This window comes from Scytonema sp. PCC 10023 (genome assembly GCF_963920835.1).
Classification (GTDB): domain Bacteria; phylum Cyanobacteriota; class Cyanobacteriia; order Cyanobacteriales; family Nostocaceae; genus Kalymmatonema.
In genome coordinates, this window is sequence record NZ_CAWUDP010000004.1 from 174,644 (window position 1) to 190,660 (window position 16,017).

11 protein-coding genes and 1 pseudogene are annotated in these 16,017 nt (G+C 40.9%); 8 read left to right on the forward strand and 4 right to left on the reverse strand.

Going from position 1 to position 16,017, the window contains the following annotated elements; all coding sequences use genetic code 11:
- The first annotated feature begins 266 nt into the window (after window positions 1–266).
- Window positions 267–1,679, forward strand: coding sequence for a cation:proton antiporter (locus tag ACM0OZ_RS04370; RefSeq protein ID WP_414581591.1), 1,413 nt, complete (start codon window positions 267–269; stop codon window positions 1,677–1,679).
- A 398-nt stretch (window positions 1,680–2,077) separates the two neighbouring features.
- On the opposite strand, the pseudogene ACM0OZ_RS04375 reads toward ACM0OZ_RS04370, so the two are convergent.
- Window positions 2,078–2,254 (reverse strand): annotated as a pseudogene (locus ACM0OZ_RS04375) (ISAs1 family transposase); the annotation flags it as partial.
- A gap of 402 nt (window positions 2,255–2,656) precedes the next feature.
- On the opposite strand from ACM0OZ_RS04375, the gene ACM0OZ_RS04380 reads away from it, so the two are divergent.
- Both ACM0OZ_RS04380 and ACM0OZ_RS04385 read left to right on the forward strand, forming a co-directional pair.
- The gene (locus ACM0OZ_RS04380) at window positions 2,657–2,791 is read left to right on the forward strand and encodes a LysR family transcriptional regulator (protein ID WP_414581592.1); all 135 of its coding nucleotides are present in this window, start codon (window positions 2,657–2,659) and stop codon (window positions 2,789–2,791) included.
- A 498-nt stretch (window positions 2,792–3,289) separates the two neighbouring features.
- A complete protein-coding gene (locus ACM0OZ_RS04385) occupies window positions 3,290–5,740 on the forward strand; it encodes a hypothetical protein (RefSeq protein ID WP_414581593.1) in 2,451 nt (816 codons plus the stop codon).
- A gap of 234 nt (window positions 5,741–5,974) precedes the next feature.
- Here ACM0OZ_RS04385 and ACM0OZ_RS04390 read toward each other — a convergent pair whose 3' ends face one another.
- Window positions 5,975–6,160, reverse strand: a complete 186-nt coding sequence (locus tag ACM0OZ_RS04390; protein WP_414581594.1) for a hypothetical protein — start codon at window positions 6,158–6,160, stop codon at window positions 5,975–5,977.
- A gap of 348 nt (window positions 6,161–6,508) precedes the next feature.
- Here ACM0OZ_RS04390 and thrC point away from each other — a divergent pair, with 348 nt between their 5' ends.
- A complete protein-coding gene (gene thrC / locus ACM0OZ_RS04395) occupies window positions 6,509–7,600 on the forward strand; it encodes a threonine synthase (RefSeq protein ID WP_073632647.1) in 1,092 nt (363 codons plus the stop codon).
- Between the two features lie 80 nt (window positions 7,601–7,680).
- On the opposite strand, the gene ACM0OZ_RS04400 is transcribed toward thrC, so the two are convergent.
- Window positions 7,681–8,130 carry a hypothetical protein gene (locus ACM0OZ_RS04400; protein WP_414581595.1) on the reverse strand — a complete coding sequence of 150 codons (450 nt, stop codon included), beginning with the start codon at window positions 8,128–8,130 and terminating at the stop codon, window positions 7,681–7,683.
- A 182-nt stretch (window positions 8,131–8,312) separates the two neighbouring features.
- Between ACM0OZ_RS04400 and ACM0OZ_RS04405 the strand changes: the two genes are divergently transcribed.
- The 3 genes from ACM0OZ_RS04405 (at window position 8,313) to ACM0OZ_RS04415 (ending at window position 10,094) form a co-directional block, all read left to right on the forward strand.
- Entirely contained in the window at window positions 8,313–8,798 is a 486-nt protein-coding gene (locus ACM0OZ_RS04405; RefSeq protein ID WP_414581596.1) for a DUF4112 domain-containing protein, read from the forward strand.
- A gap of 19 nt (window positions 8,799–8,817) precedes the next feature.
- Window positions 8,818–9,753, forward strand: coding sequence for an alpha/beta fold hydrolase (locus tag ACM0OZ_RS04410; RefSeq protein ID WP_414581597.1), 936 nt, complete (start codon window positions 8,818–8,820; stop codon window positions 9,751–9,753).
- A 119-nt stretch (window positions 9,754–9,872) separates the two neighbouring features.
- Window positions 9,873–10,094: a hypothetical protein gene (locus tag ACM0OZ_RS04415; RefSeq protein WP_414581598.1), complete on the forward strand. Its 222-nt coding sequence runs from the start codon at window positions 9,873–9,875 to the stop codon at window positions 10,092–10,094.
- Here the strand turns inward: ACM0OZ_RS04415 and ACM0OZ_RS04420 are convergent.
- Window positions 10,081–10,980 (reverse strand): hypothetical protein, encoded by a 900-nt coding sequence (locus ACM0OZ_RS04420; RefSeq protein WP_414581599.1) that lies wholly within the window; start codon window positions 10,978–10,980, stop codon window positions 10,081–10,083. The two genes, ACM0OZ_RS04415 and ACM0OZ_RS04420, sit on opposite strands and share 14 nt — an antisense overlap.
- A 360-nt stretch (window positions 10,981–11,340) precedes the next feature.
- On the opposite strand from ACM0OZ_RS04420, the gene ACM0OZ_RS04425 reads away from it, so the two are divergent.
- Window positions 11,341–15,939 (forward strand): caspase family protein, encoded by a 4,599-nt coding sequence (locus ACM0OZ_RS04425; protein ID WP_414581600.1) that lies wholly within the window; start codon window positions 11,341–11,343, stop codon window positions 15,937–15,939.
- The last annotated feature ends 78 nt before the right edge of the window (window positions 15,940–16,017 follow it).

Sequence of the window (16,017 nt, forward strand, 5' to 3'; positions counted from 1 at the left end):
GACCTAAAAAGCCGGGTCATGACCCCGGCTTTTTGGTGACCGTTACTCAAAACGTTAGTCGATTTAGATGATGCCCAAGCGGAGAAGCTGATTGTGACTCAAGATAATCTCAACACCCATTCGCCCGCGTCACTCACTGACAACTAAGCTTGTCTCGATCCAGGCAACCGCATCCAAAGCATGACCATCTTTGATCGGTTGCCTTTTTCATACCCCCCGCAGTTTTATGACTTCCTCAGACCCTTAACCTTCATCGTTTTAAACTCATGATTCTGTCCAACATTCTGCCTCCTTTCAGTAGTGGGATCGCCGCTCTCATGGCTCCGATACCATTCCTGGCGACCGTTGTTGCTGAGGATTCACCCATTATTCTGTCTGGCGTATTGCTGACGCTGGTGGTGATTTATCTGGCCAGCAAGTTCGGCGCAGAAGTCGCTAGGCGATTGGATTTTCCGCCCGTCCTGGGGGAACTGGTCGCCGGTGTGATTGTCGGTGTTTCGGCGTTGCACCTGGTGATCTTTCCCGAAGGGGGGCTGTCTGCCTCTGACTCGGTGATTATGACGGCGCTGCAAGGATTGAATCAATTGGCACCGGATGCGCTGACCCGCATCTTTGAGTCGCAAAGTGAAGTGATTTCGGTTCTAGCTGAAATCGGCGTGATTATTCTGCTGTTTGAAATTGGACTGGAATCCGATCTGCGGCAACTGAAGGAAGTGGGAATTCAAGCCACGGTTGTCGCCTGTGTCGGAGTCGCGGCACCTTTTGCGGCGGGCACGGCAGGGTTAATGATGCTCTTTCATGTCGCAGCAATTCCAGCGATTTTTGCGGGGGCCGCGTTAACGGCAACGAGTATCGGCATTACCTCTAAAGTGTTATCAGAGTTAGGTCAACTCAAATCCAAAGAAGGGCAAATCATTGTTGGCGCGGCGGTGATTGATGATGTCCTCGGCATTATTGTCCTGGCTGTAGTCGCCAGCTTAGCCAAAACCGGTGAGATTGATGTCGCCAATGTCATTTACTTGATTGTCAGCGCTACGGCATTTTTGATTGGATCAATTTTATTGGGGGGTATCTTTAACAAAAGTTTTGTGGCGATCGTGGATCAGCTCAAAACCCGTGGAAATATTGTGATTCCGGCATTTATCTTCGCTTTCTTTATGGCATTTTTAGGGAACGCCATTCATCTCGAAGCGATTTTAGGTGCCTTTGCAGCGGGTTTGGTGCTCGATGAAACCGATGCCCGGAACGAGTTAGATGAATTAATCAAACCGATCGCCGATTTACTGGTACCCATCTTCTTTGTGACGGTGGGAGCGCGTGCCGACCTCGGTGTTTTGAACCCGGCGGTACCGGAGAATCGGGCAGGACTATTGATTGCTGTCTTTTTGATGGGGGTGGCGATTATCGGCAAGCTGATCACAGGTTGGGCAGTGTTTGGACAACCCGGCATCAATCGAGTGGCGATCGGGGTTGGGATGATCCCTCGAGGTGAGGTGGGTCTAGTGTTTGCTGGCATCGGCTCAGCTAGCGGCATTTTGGATAAGCCGCTGGAGGTGTCGATTATTATCATGGTAATTTTGACAACTTTCCTGGCTCCACCTTTTTTACGGGTTGCCTTTGGTTCATCCACGAATCCCATCCCAGAATCTACCACGGCTGTAGAAACAGCAAGTGAGTAACGGTTTTACGAGATTACGGCTGTTTACTCAATGGGTGTGGTCAAAAGTAGTTGGTAAGTGAGCGATCGCTTAATATCCGGCAGCTAAATATAATGATAATCGCCTGAGGTGGGATGGGGAGGTGGAGCATCGCTCCACCTCCCCAGGGCAAACGCATCTTATTTACTAATAAAAACTAAGGAAGATTTAAAAATGACATAGAGAATTGTAAAAATTGATAAAATGATAAATAAAATAAATCAAATATTTTCCCAAAATGTGAATTAGCTTATCTTCAACTGAATGACTAATCATTAATACTAAAATAATTTAATTATGGGACACATAAAATTATATTTACCTGGAGAATAGATAAAACTTTTATGTAAAATATTAAACTCAAGTTTGGATGTACTATTTTAAGCTAACGCTAAAATACTTAGTAAATATTTGTTATCCATCGCCGCGAGAAACTGTTTATTTTTGATTCCACGTTTGACACGCTTCTCTTGAGTTAAAAGATTGACTGCAATATGTCTGAGAATTGCAAAATTCTGTGGAGCATTATCTTTTCTAATCCGACAGTCATCTTCCCTCTTATAGTGCATTCTACTTTTATCCATGCTCATCAATATTTAGATGCGTTTGCCCTGGTTAAGCGCCCTTTCTCTCTTCCGAAACTTCCTCAATCCAAACTCGAACAGTACAAGGACGTGTTGACACACAAATTTGCCAGAATTCTGCGGTACTTTTTTAAAAAAAATACCATCCGTCTTTATTTCAGAAGATAAATGATTTTGATCTTTGACGACCCACTCCATCTAGAACTTTGAAGGCATAAAATTCTTTTACTTTAATAAGTTGAAGGTGCAATCTCTTCTTGCTAATGAAAGAAAGCGTTTTAGTATAGACAAATATTAGGGTAATAGAACATACATATAAAGTCCAATGTCTTATAATTCTGATAGCTATAACTTTTAGGTATACCCAATCAATTCATGGAATTACGGCATCTTAAATATTTTTTGACCGTTGCAGAAGAACTTAATTTTAGCCGTGCTGCCGTCCGACTGTATATTTCCCAACCTGTGTTAACCCGTCAAATCAAAAACCTTGAATTGGAAAATTATTGAAAAAAAGTTGCTTCAAAAAATTAATGAAATAGCTTTTATTTATTCAGTAAAAATATCCAATCTTTATAGATACATCGGAAAATAAAGAAAACACGGAGACACTTACGACGCGGAAAAAATTATCTCTGTGTCTTTTGATGTCTCCGTTTCTCATTGCCGCGACCAACAAAGCCGCAACCGTTCATTCTTGTTTCTCGGTTTTTTTTACACTCAACTCACACACACATAATGAGAGTCTATTGAAGGACGGGTTTTTATGGCATTGGTGAATTTACTGATTTTGTAAAGAAAATAGAAAGTTAAGGAGAAAATTGTGCGGAAATCAGGCATTGCATCCTGATAAATGTAAATGAAGAAGAAAAGAATAATCAAAAGTGAAAATTGAAAAATTTTCCACACTTACCTTCCTTTAAATGTTTCTAACCAACATTTAAGGAACACGAGTATAAAGGAAAATACTCTTGCCAAAGTACCTATTGGATTTACAGCACAAGTAGCATGGCAAACCCTTCAAATCCTGCACCAAAACCATGCAGATCAAATCAGGCGAATTCAAGTCCACTCAAGCGCCTAACTGAAAAATTCAAGGAAAAGCCTCAACAGGGAAGTTGGCTAGCGTCGATGGTAGCAATGACAGTTTTGTTATGCAGCGCTGGTTTAATTACGACTTTTGCCTGGATTAGCGTTCAATTTATACTTAATCCAGAGCAGGTAAGCTGGCTAAATAAATCTTTACCAGGATGGGGAAATATTTCCGACAATAACTCAAAACGCTCCCAAACCCTTAGAGAAATTCAAGATTCCCTCAGCAAACAAGGACAAATAGCGGGACAAATCCTACCTTTGGAACGCGACACAACAACTTCTTTTTTACTCCCTGTTTTTAAGCAGCGTGCTAATTGTCAGTCTGATTGCAAGTATATAGTTGAACTTAGGGTTTATCAACGCGCAGGAAACCCAGAACTGCAATCTGTATCAAAGGCATACTATCATCTAGCTGCTCAACTCAAAGTGACTGGACCAGAAGAATCTTTTGTCGTCGCTCCCATTGTGAATGCTACTGATGACAACCAAGGTTCCAGTTTACCTTTGCCTTTAAGCGAAGTAGGTCGTTTTGAAGGCGATACACCCTCGCCAGGTGTATGGTTTTATTTACGAGGACAGCGTCAACAAGGAACAAGTGGAATTGCTTATGGTCAGATAGTTTACTACAATCCTGATGGCGCTCACCTACAACTGATGCTGCCTTGGACAAGTCCCAGTGGACAACTCCCTCAATGGCGGGAAGTCACCGGTGGTGATGCAAAAGAGTTAGTTGTGGATCAAACAGTTGGTTTAGAACCGCAACTACGCGTTTATCAAGTCAACTCTGTCAAGTTTGTCCTTAACCCTATTCAACTAGAGCAAATTTCCCTGACTCCACCAGCCCTCGAAGATTCAGATTACCAAAATGCCTTGATGTTAGCCCGTAATGGACTGTGGACACCAGCCTTTAAACAGTTGGAATCTTTCAAAAAACAACTGACAGAGCAGCTTCCACAAGCAGCACAAGCGCAAATGGATGTGATTGATTTGCATTCCCAAGTTACCAAAACCCAAGCAGACACAACTTCGACAAGCCCCAGCCAACAAGTCCTGGCAGATTTAATAGATGGTCGTTGGGACAAAGCTTTACAAGTGTTTGAGGCTTCCCTGCAAAATGCCCAAGAAATTGGCACCCTACTAAAAGCAGATAAAGGACGGTTGTGGAGTCGTGTAGAAGCACAATTGCGGGTGAACCCAAATCAACAGTCGGTGCAAGCTTGGGGTGCCTTGATTTTAGCAGCCAAGTATGGGCAACAACGGGCAAATTCCTGGTTAAATACGCAATCCAAAACCACAACAGACACCCTTACCTATATTCAAGGGTTGTTAGGACAACTCAATGGTGACGCCGCATCTCAAATCCCTACTCACTCGAGCCAGATTGTTGGTTCGGTACAATCAATCGCTGAAGTTAACGCCGCTGACTGGCTAAAACCTCCCTCACAACAGACGCGTCATAGGGTTTTTGAAGATAAGCGCCATAGTATTTTTGTAGATACGCAGCAAGACGTGTCTCTACAAAAAGCTGATAACCAGGTTTGGTATCAGGTGGAAGTCTCTGCATTTCATGATGGAAGACGCTGGTTATATTTCCCGTTTACAAATTTAAAGCCTCCTCAAACTTCGCCAGAAAAATTTTTGTGGAAGGCTTTAGGTATAGATTCTGACCCGGAAATTCAAATAGTCGTCTGGCTGGCAAACAGAGAACAGGTAACGACGACAGCCACCATCAAAGCCGTGCAATTTCGCGATGGCGTCTTGCGGTTACTCGTTGCTGCAGATGAGAGTGTAGAGACTTTATATGCAACGTCTCTACAACAACCACTTTTAGCGATGACAAATTCTGCTTTAGAATGGGTTGAGTCAGTACCAATGACGCTCCAAGAACTGTACCAACAAGACGCGCTCAGGGTAAAAGCCATGCTACCGGTATTGTGGCGATCGCTCCAAGAATCTGGTCAGTTGCCTGATGGTACGGTTCCAGACTCGCAATATATCCTGCAAAACCTAGGAAGTTTGCCTGTTCAAGAGGTTGATTTAACAGGTGATGCAATGCCGGAAACTGTGCTAACCATTTCGCCAGAGGCAATAGCATCTTTAGATATGCAAGATACCAGCGAGGACGGAAGTTTTCAGCCGCAACAGTCAACACTCACAAGTCCTGACAAAAATCAATCCCGTCCTCGCACGCTGATCTTGTCTGATACTGGTCAAGTCATTTATACTGACTTAAAGCAAGATTCCCCAGCTTTGTTAAGGGCGATCGCCAAGCTTTCGGGAGGACAATCTGTAGGTTTGCTTCTAGAGAACGCCCACGGTTATAGGTTGAAAGTTTGGTCACAAAAGAATCAGCGCTTTGAATAGTAGACTGCTCACACTGCTACACAGAACTTATCCATAGTTGTCCATGACATCTACTTTGTCTGCTTCCTGCTTCTACCAAGAGAGACGGCTCTTACTTGTCCACAGGCGTTACTTCGGAGCTAGCCGCTCCTACATGTATATTGAGAAAATTCTCAATTAATAATCCATGTTAGTCCGCTTGTTTTTCGCGCTTCATGACTAACTTTAAATAAGTATCGCTAATATATTGGCGACTTATTCCTCCTTGTGTGTAGCAGATACGTTTTGCCTTTTCATACTTTGCAATTGCTGTAGCAAGCAATCTACCTCTGCCTGTAGATGCATAAACTTATCTAACTGCTCGGCTTGGTAATAACACTTGTTCAACTTGTTTGCCCAGATAGCCCGGGACTCGTTTTCAGAAACACTAGATGTAGACATTGCCATATCTATCCAGAACTCAACTCACACCACTAGAGATATTATAGTAGCCAAGTTTTAAGAATCATTAAAAAATTATAAACTTTTCTACCACAAATGAAATATGTCTCAGGTTGTGTACTAGGAGACTGCTTATGCAGTTGTCTTGTTCCCAACTAAACACGTGAACTAAGAGGGAGGGAGTGAGGGAGGGAGTGAGGGAGGGTTCCGGAGGGGGATGAGGGTTCCGGAGGGTTCCGGAGGGAGACAAGGTAACTTATTGATAACATCTTGCGCGTCGGTGGCATCTGGAGTGCAAAATATATACCAGATGCTGTTTTCAATTGGAGCTAAGAGCTTTTAAATACCGTGACTTTGAGCCTGTCTGCTGCTAAATCTCATCGCCAACCCTGGCTTGGACTGATAGAGCAATATCGCGAATACTTACCTGTCAACGAAACAACACCAGTTGTCACACTGCAGGAGGGCAATACACCTTTAATACCTGTTCCCTCAATTGCAGAACGCATTGGCAGACAAGTGCGTGTCTTCGTCAAATACGATGGTCTGAACCCCACTGGTAGCTTTAAAGACCGAGGAATGACATTGGCAATTTCTAAGGCAAAGGAAGCTGGAGCAAAGGCGGTCATTTGTGCCAGTACGGGCAACACCTCAGCAGCAGCAGCGGCTTACGCTCGGCGTGGGGGAATGCGTGCCTTTGTGATCATACCTGATGGCTATGTGGCGTTGGGCAAGTTGGCACAGGCGCTGCTGTATGGGGCAGAAGTCCTGGCAATCAAAGGTAACTTTGACCAAGCGCTGGAAATTGTGCGCGAAATGGCAGAAAGTTATCCGATCACTTTGGTAAATTCCGTCAATCCTTACCGCTTAGAAGGGCAAAAAACAGGGGCGTTTGAAATTGTTGATGTTATGGGCGATGCTCCTGATTGGCTGTGTATTCCAGTGGGTAATGCGGGAAATATCACAGCATATTGGATGGGATTTTGTCAATACCATCAAGCCAGAAAGTGCGATCGCCTACCTAAGATGATGGGATTCCAAGCAGCAGGTGCAGCTCCCCTCGTGAATGGTCAGCCAGTGGCACATCCAGAAACCATAGCCACAGCAATTCGCATTGGCAACCCTGCCAGCTGGCAAAAAGCAGTTGCCGCCCAACAAGCAAGTATGGGCAGTTTCCACGCCGTCACCGATGCGGAAATTCTTGATGCATATCGCCTTTTGGCTTCAGAAGAAGGGATTTTCTGCGAACCCGCCAGCGCCGCTTCCGTTGCTGGTTTGTTGCAGGTGAAAGACCAAGTTCCTACAGGCGCGACTGTAGTTTGTGTCCTCACCGGCAACGGTTTAAAAGACCCAGATACTGCCATCAAACACAGTCAAAGTCAATTTAAACAGGGCATTGCGCCAGAATTATTGGCAGTCGCAGAGGCGATGGGATTTTAGGAGAGAGGGAGGGAGAGAGGGAGAGAGAGAGGGAAACTTCTCTGAGTCTCCCCACGTTCCTATCTCCCTTGCTTGCCTAGTTATGTATTACCTCTTTCCTTAGTTAAACCATCTATAGCATCACCTAAGGCGGTGGTTAAGCTTTTGCGCGTTTGGGCGTGGTTGTCTTGCTCTGTTTTCAAAGCTTGTAGCAGGCGATCGCGTTCTTTCGTTACCGCAATCAATCTGGCTTTCAATTCCTCCACTGATTCGAGTTGTTCGACTTCTTGTTGAATGGCTGTTGTCGCTGTGGGATCATCAAGTTGTGCTGACTCAATACCTTGGATTTGGTGTATTTGTGCTTTTAAAGAGGCGATCGTCTGTTGCGCCATCTGAGCATCTGTACGCCGTTGTTCTGCTTCTGTGTTGTAGAGTTTCCGCCATTTTTCGGCACTTTGCCATCCTGTATCATGTTCTGCTTGAAGTTCCGCTATCTGCTGTTTGAGTGCTTTAATTTCTGCCAACCACTGGGAAGTTAATTCTTGAGTCATAAAAGCTGATACATATCACCCGCAAAACCTGAAAACATAGTTTATAGCAAAAAATTAGTACATATTGTTACATATACTAGAGGTAAGCCATTCACTTTCCCTGCATAAGAGTAGAATATTTAGGCGTTTAACAACTCAAATGCAAACGCCCTCATCTCTGAATTTCCCCCTCACTATCCACAATGGAACTTGATGCCAAAGCACCCACTTTAAGAAGACTGCGTCAACTTAGCCGCTTACTCGATAGAGTCATTACCGTTCCGGGAACACAAATTAGTGTTGGTTTAGACCCCATATTGGGATTAATACCTGTCGGCGGTGATTTTTTAGGAGTTATGCTTTCAGCATACATTGTCCTAGAATCTGCCCGGTTAGGTGCGCCAGCATCTACTTTGAGCAGAATGGTATTGAATATCATTATTGATGCCGTAGTAGGGGCAGTACCGATCGCAGGGGATTTATTTGATGTCGGCTGGAAAGCTAACGAGTATAATATCAAGCTATTGGAAGATCATTTAAAGTTTCCTAGCCAGAGGAAGAGGGCAGACAAGTGGTTTGTATTTGCGGTTATGACAGTATTGTTTATAGTCGCTATTGGATTAGTCGCATTTACCGTGATGCTCATGAAACTGCTTGGAATGCTGCTTGGATTGTTTACGGGCGGTTAGATAAGTGACGACGAAATTAATGAAAGACTGGTGGCAAGCGACTTTCCCCAAAGGGCGGCAAAGTCTCGTAATTACCGATGCTAATGGGTATCCTGTAAAAATCGCTTACGGTGAAAAAGGAACAGGTAAACCTTTATTTCTCTTACATGGTGTTGGCAGCTGGAGCTACAATTGGCGTCACAGTGTCGAGCCACTCTCAAAGTATTTTCGGGTTATTTGTTTTGATGCCAAAGGTTACGGGTTTTCCGAAAAACCTGTGTTTCGCAGAGAACAGGCTGGTCATCAAATTATTGAGTTAGAAAGAGTCATTCTTTCCTTATGTGATGAACCCGTGGTTCTTGTGGCAGAATCTTTAGGTGCATTAATTGCCCTTGGTCTTGCCCAAGCAAATCCCCAGTTAATAGCGCGGCTTGTGCTGGTAAATGTCCCTATCTTTCCCCAACGGTTACCTCATTGGGGAATGTGGTTGCTTTCCCAAATCCCTTTAGAAATCGTGCAAGCAATTGACTCCTCTCGTCTAGCGCATCTGTTTGCACCACTGGTGAGAGAAATTATGGCAATAGAAAGGCGTGGAGTCTTGTACGACCCATCAATACTGACGCAAGATGATGTTTACTGGATAACTTACCCTTACACTGAAATTTATGGGACTCTTACGAAGGTGGCTGAAGAGTTACAAATAGCAGCGCGGGAAATTGAACACTTGCAAACAGATAAACCAAATCTAATTAGTAAAATTCAGAATAATCTCGGTGCCATAACATGTCCTACCCTGATTTTATGGGGCGAACAAGATAGTTGGTTTCCTGCTAGCGATGGGGAAAAATTGCGTCAGCGCCTTCCCCAGGCTAAATTACAAATCCTGCCTAACTGCCATCATGATGCGTCCTCTGGTGCTTCAGAAGCGGTGAATGCAGCGATTCTTAATTTCTTGCAGGAAACCAATTTCTGTTGAACAAGGATTAAGAAGAACACATAGGTCAAAACACAGGACTCAGTTCAATTCTGAGTCCAAGCGCTGCGGAGTTCTGAGTACTTAGTGGTGTCCACGCGATCACATGATTGCACTGCGCTGTGCGCAATCGCATCCCAGGCGCTGTTTCTGTAACTTGGATTGAAGATGTTCGCATTAAGAAGGGTGAAAATTTGCCTTTTTGGTTGTCGCGTGTAGAGGCGCAATTCCCCACGGATATAGGTGAAGAAGGTGTTGCGATAGTTGCTTTAGGTCGGGCAGTTATTCCATTTTTTCAGCTAACCTCTATCTCTGCTTCTTATAAAGGGGTTAAGCAATTATAAAATCTTGATAGAAAACTCGCCAGTTATCTTGAGCGTGTAGCTGTTCCCACACTTGTTCTAAATGCTTACCTTGCCATTCTAGAGCAGGATTCTCTGGATCGGGATTCAGCCAAGGTAAATTTAAAGCTTTATTGATTACAATCCCGATATATTCTTCTGTCCCAACTGTATCAAACTGGATATCGTCGCACATTGCATCTTGTAGAGGTATCAAGACGCTTTTCTCCACTAGTTGATAGCTAGGAGCAAAAGCTTGAGAAGGTGTAACTAAGTATTTAGTTGCAGTATTGCCTTGAGCATCTAACCCCCGATTGAACAAGAGTAGATAACTTCCTGGACTATCGAGATTTATTTTCAAGCTCAACGGAGTATTAATAGGAATAATCTCTTTAGGTAAGGCTTGGGGAATTTTCATTCCTCTAGAAGAATATTCGGAAGGGCGATCGCAAAACTGTATCCACTCTACATTAGTTTCTGCTCTTTGTTTCCAATTGTCCCAAATATAGTCTTGTAGCCAACGAGGATATTTTATGTCCCACAACCATTCATAAGCAATCTGCCAAGGACTTTTTGTGTCGGATGTCTTTCTACCTGGATCTTGATTCCCTAACCCAAGCTGTTGTTCGGTAATACCATCTTGAGCTAGTTCATCTCGAAATCGGCGATATATTTTTTTTATGACTTCTTTAATATGCTGATTAATTCCTGATGCATAATCTTTACCTTGCATCTGGGTTAATCCTTCAGCTATTTCAATACTTTTGATAGAGTAATTATTAGGATTAAAACGTTCGATAAAAGTCCAATACTGAAGCTCAGGACGTACATTGCCAGGAAAAATTTGTTCGCTTATGTACTCTAAGTATTCTCTTTCTAAGAATGGCATTTTTGGAACCCAAAAGCATTTGATTGTTATTGTAAAGTAACTCTGGAAAATTTTCGGCATTTATTTAAATTGATTTTTATTTATGTAATTTTATTTATTTTATTTTTTTGTGAGTAGAAAGTATAAAATTATAGTATTTTTAGTTAGTAGTAAAAAACCTAATTATTTCTCCCAAAAAATAATATTTATACATTTTGTAAGGCGTAACTCACCTAAGTGAAAAAGGCTATAGAAATATTTTGTGTAGGTATGATTTTAACACCTGAAACTGGTTTGATTTGGGAAATCGAACCAATACCTAAAAATCTCGTCAGTAAATTTTGGTTTTTAAATATTTAACTTAAGGATTGAAGGTTATAGATGTCAGCTATAGTAAGTAATCCTAGCACACAACAGTTAGAACGAGGTCAGGTTAAACTCTGGATGGTTTTAGTCGGAGTAAACCATTATCAAGATAGTCAAATTCTCGACCTGAAATACTGCGCTAATGACTGTAAGGAGTTAGCAGAAGCTTTAACCATAGCGACTCAACAGTTTCAGGAAACAGAAATTATTGCTCTTTATGATGGTGGGGAGAAACCTCCTAATTTATTAGAAATCATTACCAGTATCCAACAGTTTCGTTCAGCTAAACCAGAAGATACGGTTTTATTCTACTTTTCAGGACATGGTTATCTTGACTCTAATAATCGACCAATTTTATGTGTGACGGATACGAGTTTAGAAGATTTAGCAGGAACGGGATTAAAGTTAGATATTCTGTTAAATGAACTCAGACAATGTAAAGCGCAACGTCAACTTGTTTGGCTGGATGCTTGTCAAGAACGAGAACAACAGCAAGATAACAGAATTAGACAAAATCCGACTGGTCAACTGTTGGCAGTTTTGGAACAGCAAGCAGAACAAAGTCAGGATTTTTATGCTATGCTTTCCTGCAATAAAACAGAACGTTCTTGGGAAATTCCCGAATTAAGACATGGCTTATTTACCTACTGTCTGATTGAGGGTTTACGAGGGAAAGCAGCTAACGCTGAAGGTAAGATTGATGCGGACAGCTTGTTTAAGTATGTCGAACGCAGTAGTAAGAAATTTATTGAATATAAGAAAAACCCTCTAAATGAAGATAGCTTTTCTAAGGGGATGTTAGGGAGTTTAAAAGAATCATCTACTAAATTAAAAGTTAAGCGACTCCCTTTTGATGCTTCTCAAACTCCACAACGAATTGCTATAGGTGGTGGGGAATTCATTATTGGATTGGCTACTCCTTCTACTCATAAAAAGGCTTTGATTGTCGATAAGTTATCTTCTTCCGAAGCTGATATTAGCCTATGTAGAATACTGCAAGCTAGAGGAAGTTATGCAGTTGATTATTATTATTCTTCTATTCGAGATAAGCAGAGACGAAATCTTCAACAGGTTATTGCTAGTTATTTACAGGAGGAAATTAAGAAACCTCTTCTATTGTATTTAGCAGGAACAATTGAATCGACTAACTCAGAAACATACGATTTGGTTTGCAATCAGGACACCAGAATCAATCTTAATTGGCTTGGTCAACAGTTACAGGATTCCCCTGTGAAGGAAATTATCATTATTGCTGATATTTTAGACACAAGTGGGAATACTAAAAATTTAATTGACATCTTGCAACCCAGTGAGGAGAAATCTCTGTGTTTGATTACCGCAACTACTTCTGTATCTAATAATAGAAAGTTCCTCCATAAATTAGTAACTGTATTAGAAACCGCAGGAGAGTCGGAAAAGGAATTTTGGGTTTCGGAATTAATTACTCAATTACAAATTAAATGTTCAGGGGGGCGCGACTCCCAACCCGATATTAATTTGAAACTTTGGTTATCGGGTTCTACTGAAGTGATGGAAATTTTATCAGTAGAAGTACAACGTTCCCATAATGAGATATTTGAAATCGAAGTTTGTCCTTATAAGAGTTTAGAAGCTTTTACCCAAGATGATGCTTACTTTTTTCACGGTCGAGAAGAATTAATTGCAGAAATTATCGAGAAATTGCAATCTACGTCTTTCTTAGCCGTAGTAGGGGCTTCGGGTAGTGGTAAATCTTCTGTAGTTAGGGCGGGAGTTATACCCCAGTTAGTAACGGAAGGGTTATTTGATTTTGAATCGGAACAGTATAAATCCTGTCAATCTTGGGTGATGCTTCTAGGGGATAATCCTTTAGCTGCTTTAGCAAAAACATTAGCACCAGATAACCCAGATTTTTTAGAAGGGGTATTACATTTAGGAGTTGATTCTTTAGTGGAATGGTTGCGCCAACAACCCAAAGAAATATCTGTGTTAGTAATTGACCAGTTTGAAGAGTTGTTTACCCTGACAGCAGAAACAGACCGTGTGAATTTTATCAGTCTTATTTTAGGTACAATCAAAAAAGCTAGGGACTGTTTCAAAGTAATTATCACTCTCAGAAGTGATTTTCTTAATGAATGCTTGGGAATGAGCGAATTAGCTCCTTTAATTACAAAATCTCAAGTATTAGTCCCATCTTGTCGTCTTGAAGACGAACAATATCGTCAAATTATTGCCAAACCAGCGCAAAAAGTAGGTTTAGAAGTTGAAGATGGTTTAATTGCTCTTCTGCTGGGAGAATTAAAAGAGGGAAGTTTACCTTTATTACAATATGCCCTAGAAGAATTATGGCACAAGCGCAGCCGAGGAAGGTTAACTGTTAAGGATTATCAGCAATATATTGGTAAGTTGGGCAAATTTCTCAGCAATAAAGCCCAAGAAACCTATAATAACCTGAATGAAGCTCAACAAAAATGCGCCCAGTCAATTTTTCTGTCTCTAGTTTTTTTAGTGGAAGAACAAGGCGATAGCAATAAAGATACCCGACGTCGCTTACCCATATCTAAATTATCAGTTAATAAGTATAAGAATGTTTTAGATTCTACTTTGCAAGCTTTGATTGAGGCGCGATTAATTGTAGTCAGTGGCGAAGAAAATAATTTATATCTAGTTAAGAAAGAACAGCTTATTGCTTCTGATGAAAAGGAGAATCAGCAAAAAAGTAATTTAGCTGTATCTGCTGTTGTTAAAAAAGAAACTATCAGCAGTCAAAGCAAAGATAAAGTAACAGTAGAAATCGCTCACGAAATCTTATTGCGGGATTGGGAAGCGCTGAAATGGTGGTTAGATGAGAATCGAGAGAAATACCGCTTAATTAGAGAAATTAATCAAAAAGCAGATGAATGGGAAAAAAATGGGAAGCTAGATGGTTTCTTATTATCCAAAGGTGCTTTAGCAAAATATGAAGAGTTTTATACTAAGTATGCTGATGATCTTTCTGGGAAAAGTAACGAGTTTGTTAATGCCAGTATTCAAGCCAAAGAAAAGGCTGAAAAACTAGCTAAACGTCGTCAGCGTCAGATTATTGGTGGTTTAACAGTAGGGATAGTAGCAATTTCAATGATAGCTGGTGCTGCATTGTGGCAACTGCGTCGAGCCACTATTAGTGAAATTAATGCGCTGAGTAATTCTGTTGAAACACTTTTGGCATCGAATCAGGAATTTGATGCACTTATTGCTGGACTTAAGGTAGGAAGAAAGATTGAAAATAGTTTTCTTGTATCTGATACTAAAACTCGAACTAAGTTGACAAGTTTACTTCAGAATACTCTGGTTAGAGTTAAAGAGTTTAATCGTTTAAAAGTTGGCGTGATTGATAGAGTCAGATCTGATAAAGATACATCATTTTCATATATCTCACTTTTAGATTCACGTACAGGATATGGAGAAAAAAGAATATTTTTTAATCCTAATGGAAAAGTAGTTGCTTTTATAAGAGGAGATGGAAAAATTGAATTGTGGAATAAAAAAGGAGAATTACTTCATATTATTCAAGGTCATTGGTTAGTTTTTAATTCTGATGGGAAAACAATTGCTACTATTGATGGAGCAGATAAAACAATTAAACTTTGGGATCAAGAAGGAAAATTACTTTATATCATTAAAAGTCATCTCGACGATAATGACCGTGACTGGAGTTTAGTGTTCAGTATTGATGGAAAGAATATTGCTTATACTGATAATGAGGACAAAATCATTAAAATTTGGAATCTTGAGGGAAAATTAATTAGTTATTTTAAAAGTAATGAAGAAAATGAAAAGGTCGGTAGTTTACAGATTAGCCCTGATTTTCAATTGGTTGTTTCTTATAGCTCTCATAGTAAAGATGGCATAGTAAAACTGTGGGACTTTCAAGGAAACTTACTGAATACTTTTCAAGCTCATACAGAGCAGATTATTTTAACAAAATTTAGTCCTGATGGGAAAACTATTATTTCTGCTAGTTGGGATGGCATAGTAAAACTTTGGAACTTTCAAGGAAATTTACTTCAAACTTTTCAAGCCCCTACAGCAGAAACCTTTGCAATGAAAGTTAGCCCAAACGGAAAATTTATTGCTACATGGACAGACATAGAAAATGAGGGTTTTAAACTGTGGAGTGTTCATAAAAATTCGGCTGAAACCTTTTTTGAACGTGAGGGTGCTAAAGGTAGCGGTAGAGTAAGAAACATCACATTTAGTCCTGATGGACGTACTATAGCTTTGACTATCGAAGGTACAATCAAAATATGGCATCAATTTGAAAGTGGCCCTTACTCCTGGGTTGAATCCCTTCAAGATGATGCGCAAGATATCGAATTCAGTCCAGATGGTAAAGTTTTAGCTTCGCTGAATGACGGCATAGTAAAAATGTGGAATATAGATCAAACCGATCCATATACAGATAATAGTGACGATATTAAGTTCAGTCCTGATAATAAAAATATTATCAAAAGTGATAATGGGCTTAAGCTGCGGAGTTTAGATTTAGAGGATGTAATAAGACACGGTTGCGATTGGGTGCGAGACTACCTAACCAATAACCCCAACGTCAGCGAAGAAGACCGAAAAATCTGCGATGATATTGGTAAGGAATAAACAATACTTATCAGCTAATAATTAAGCATTTAATCACTCTGATTTCTTTTTATTTATTTACCTCCAATTTATCTTTAT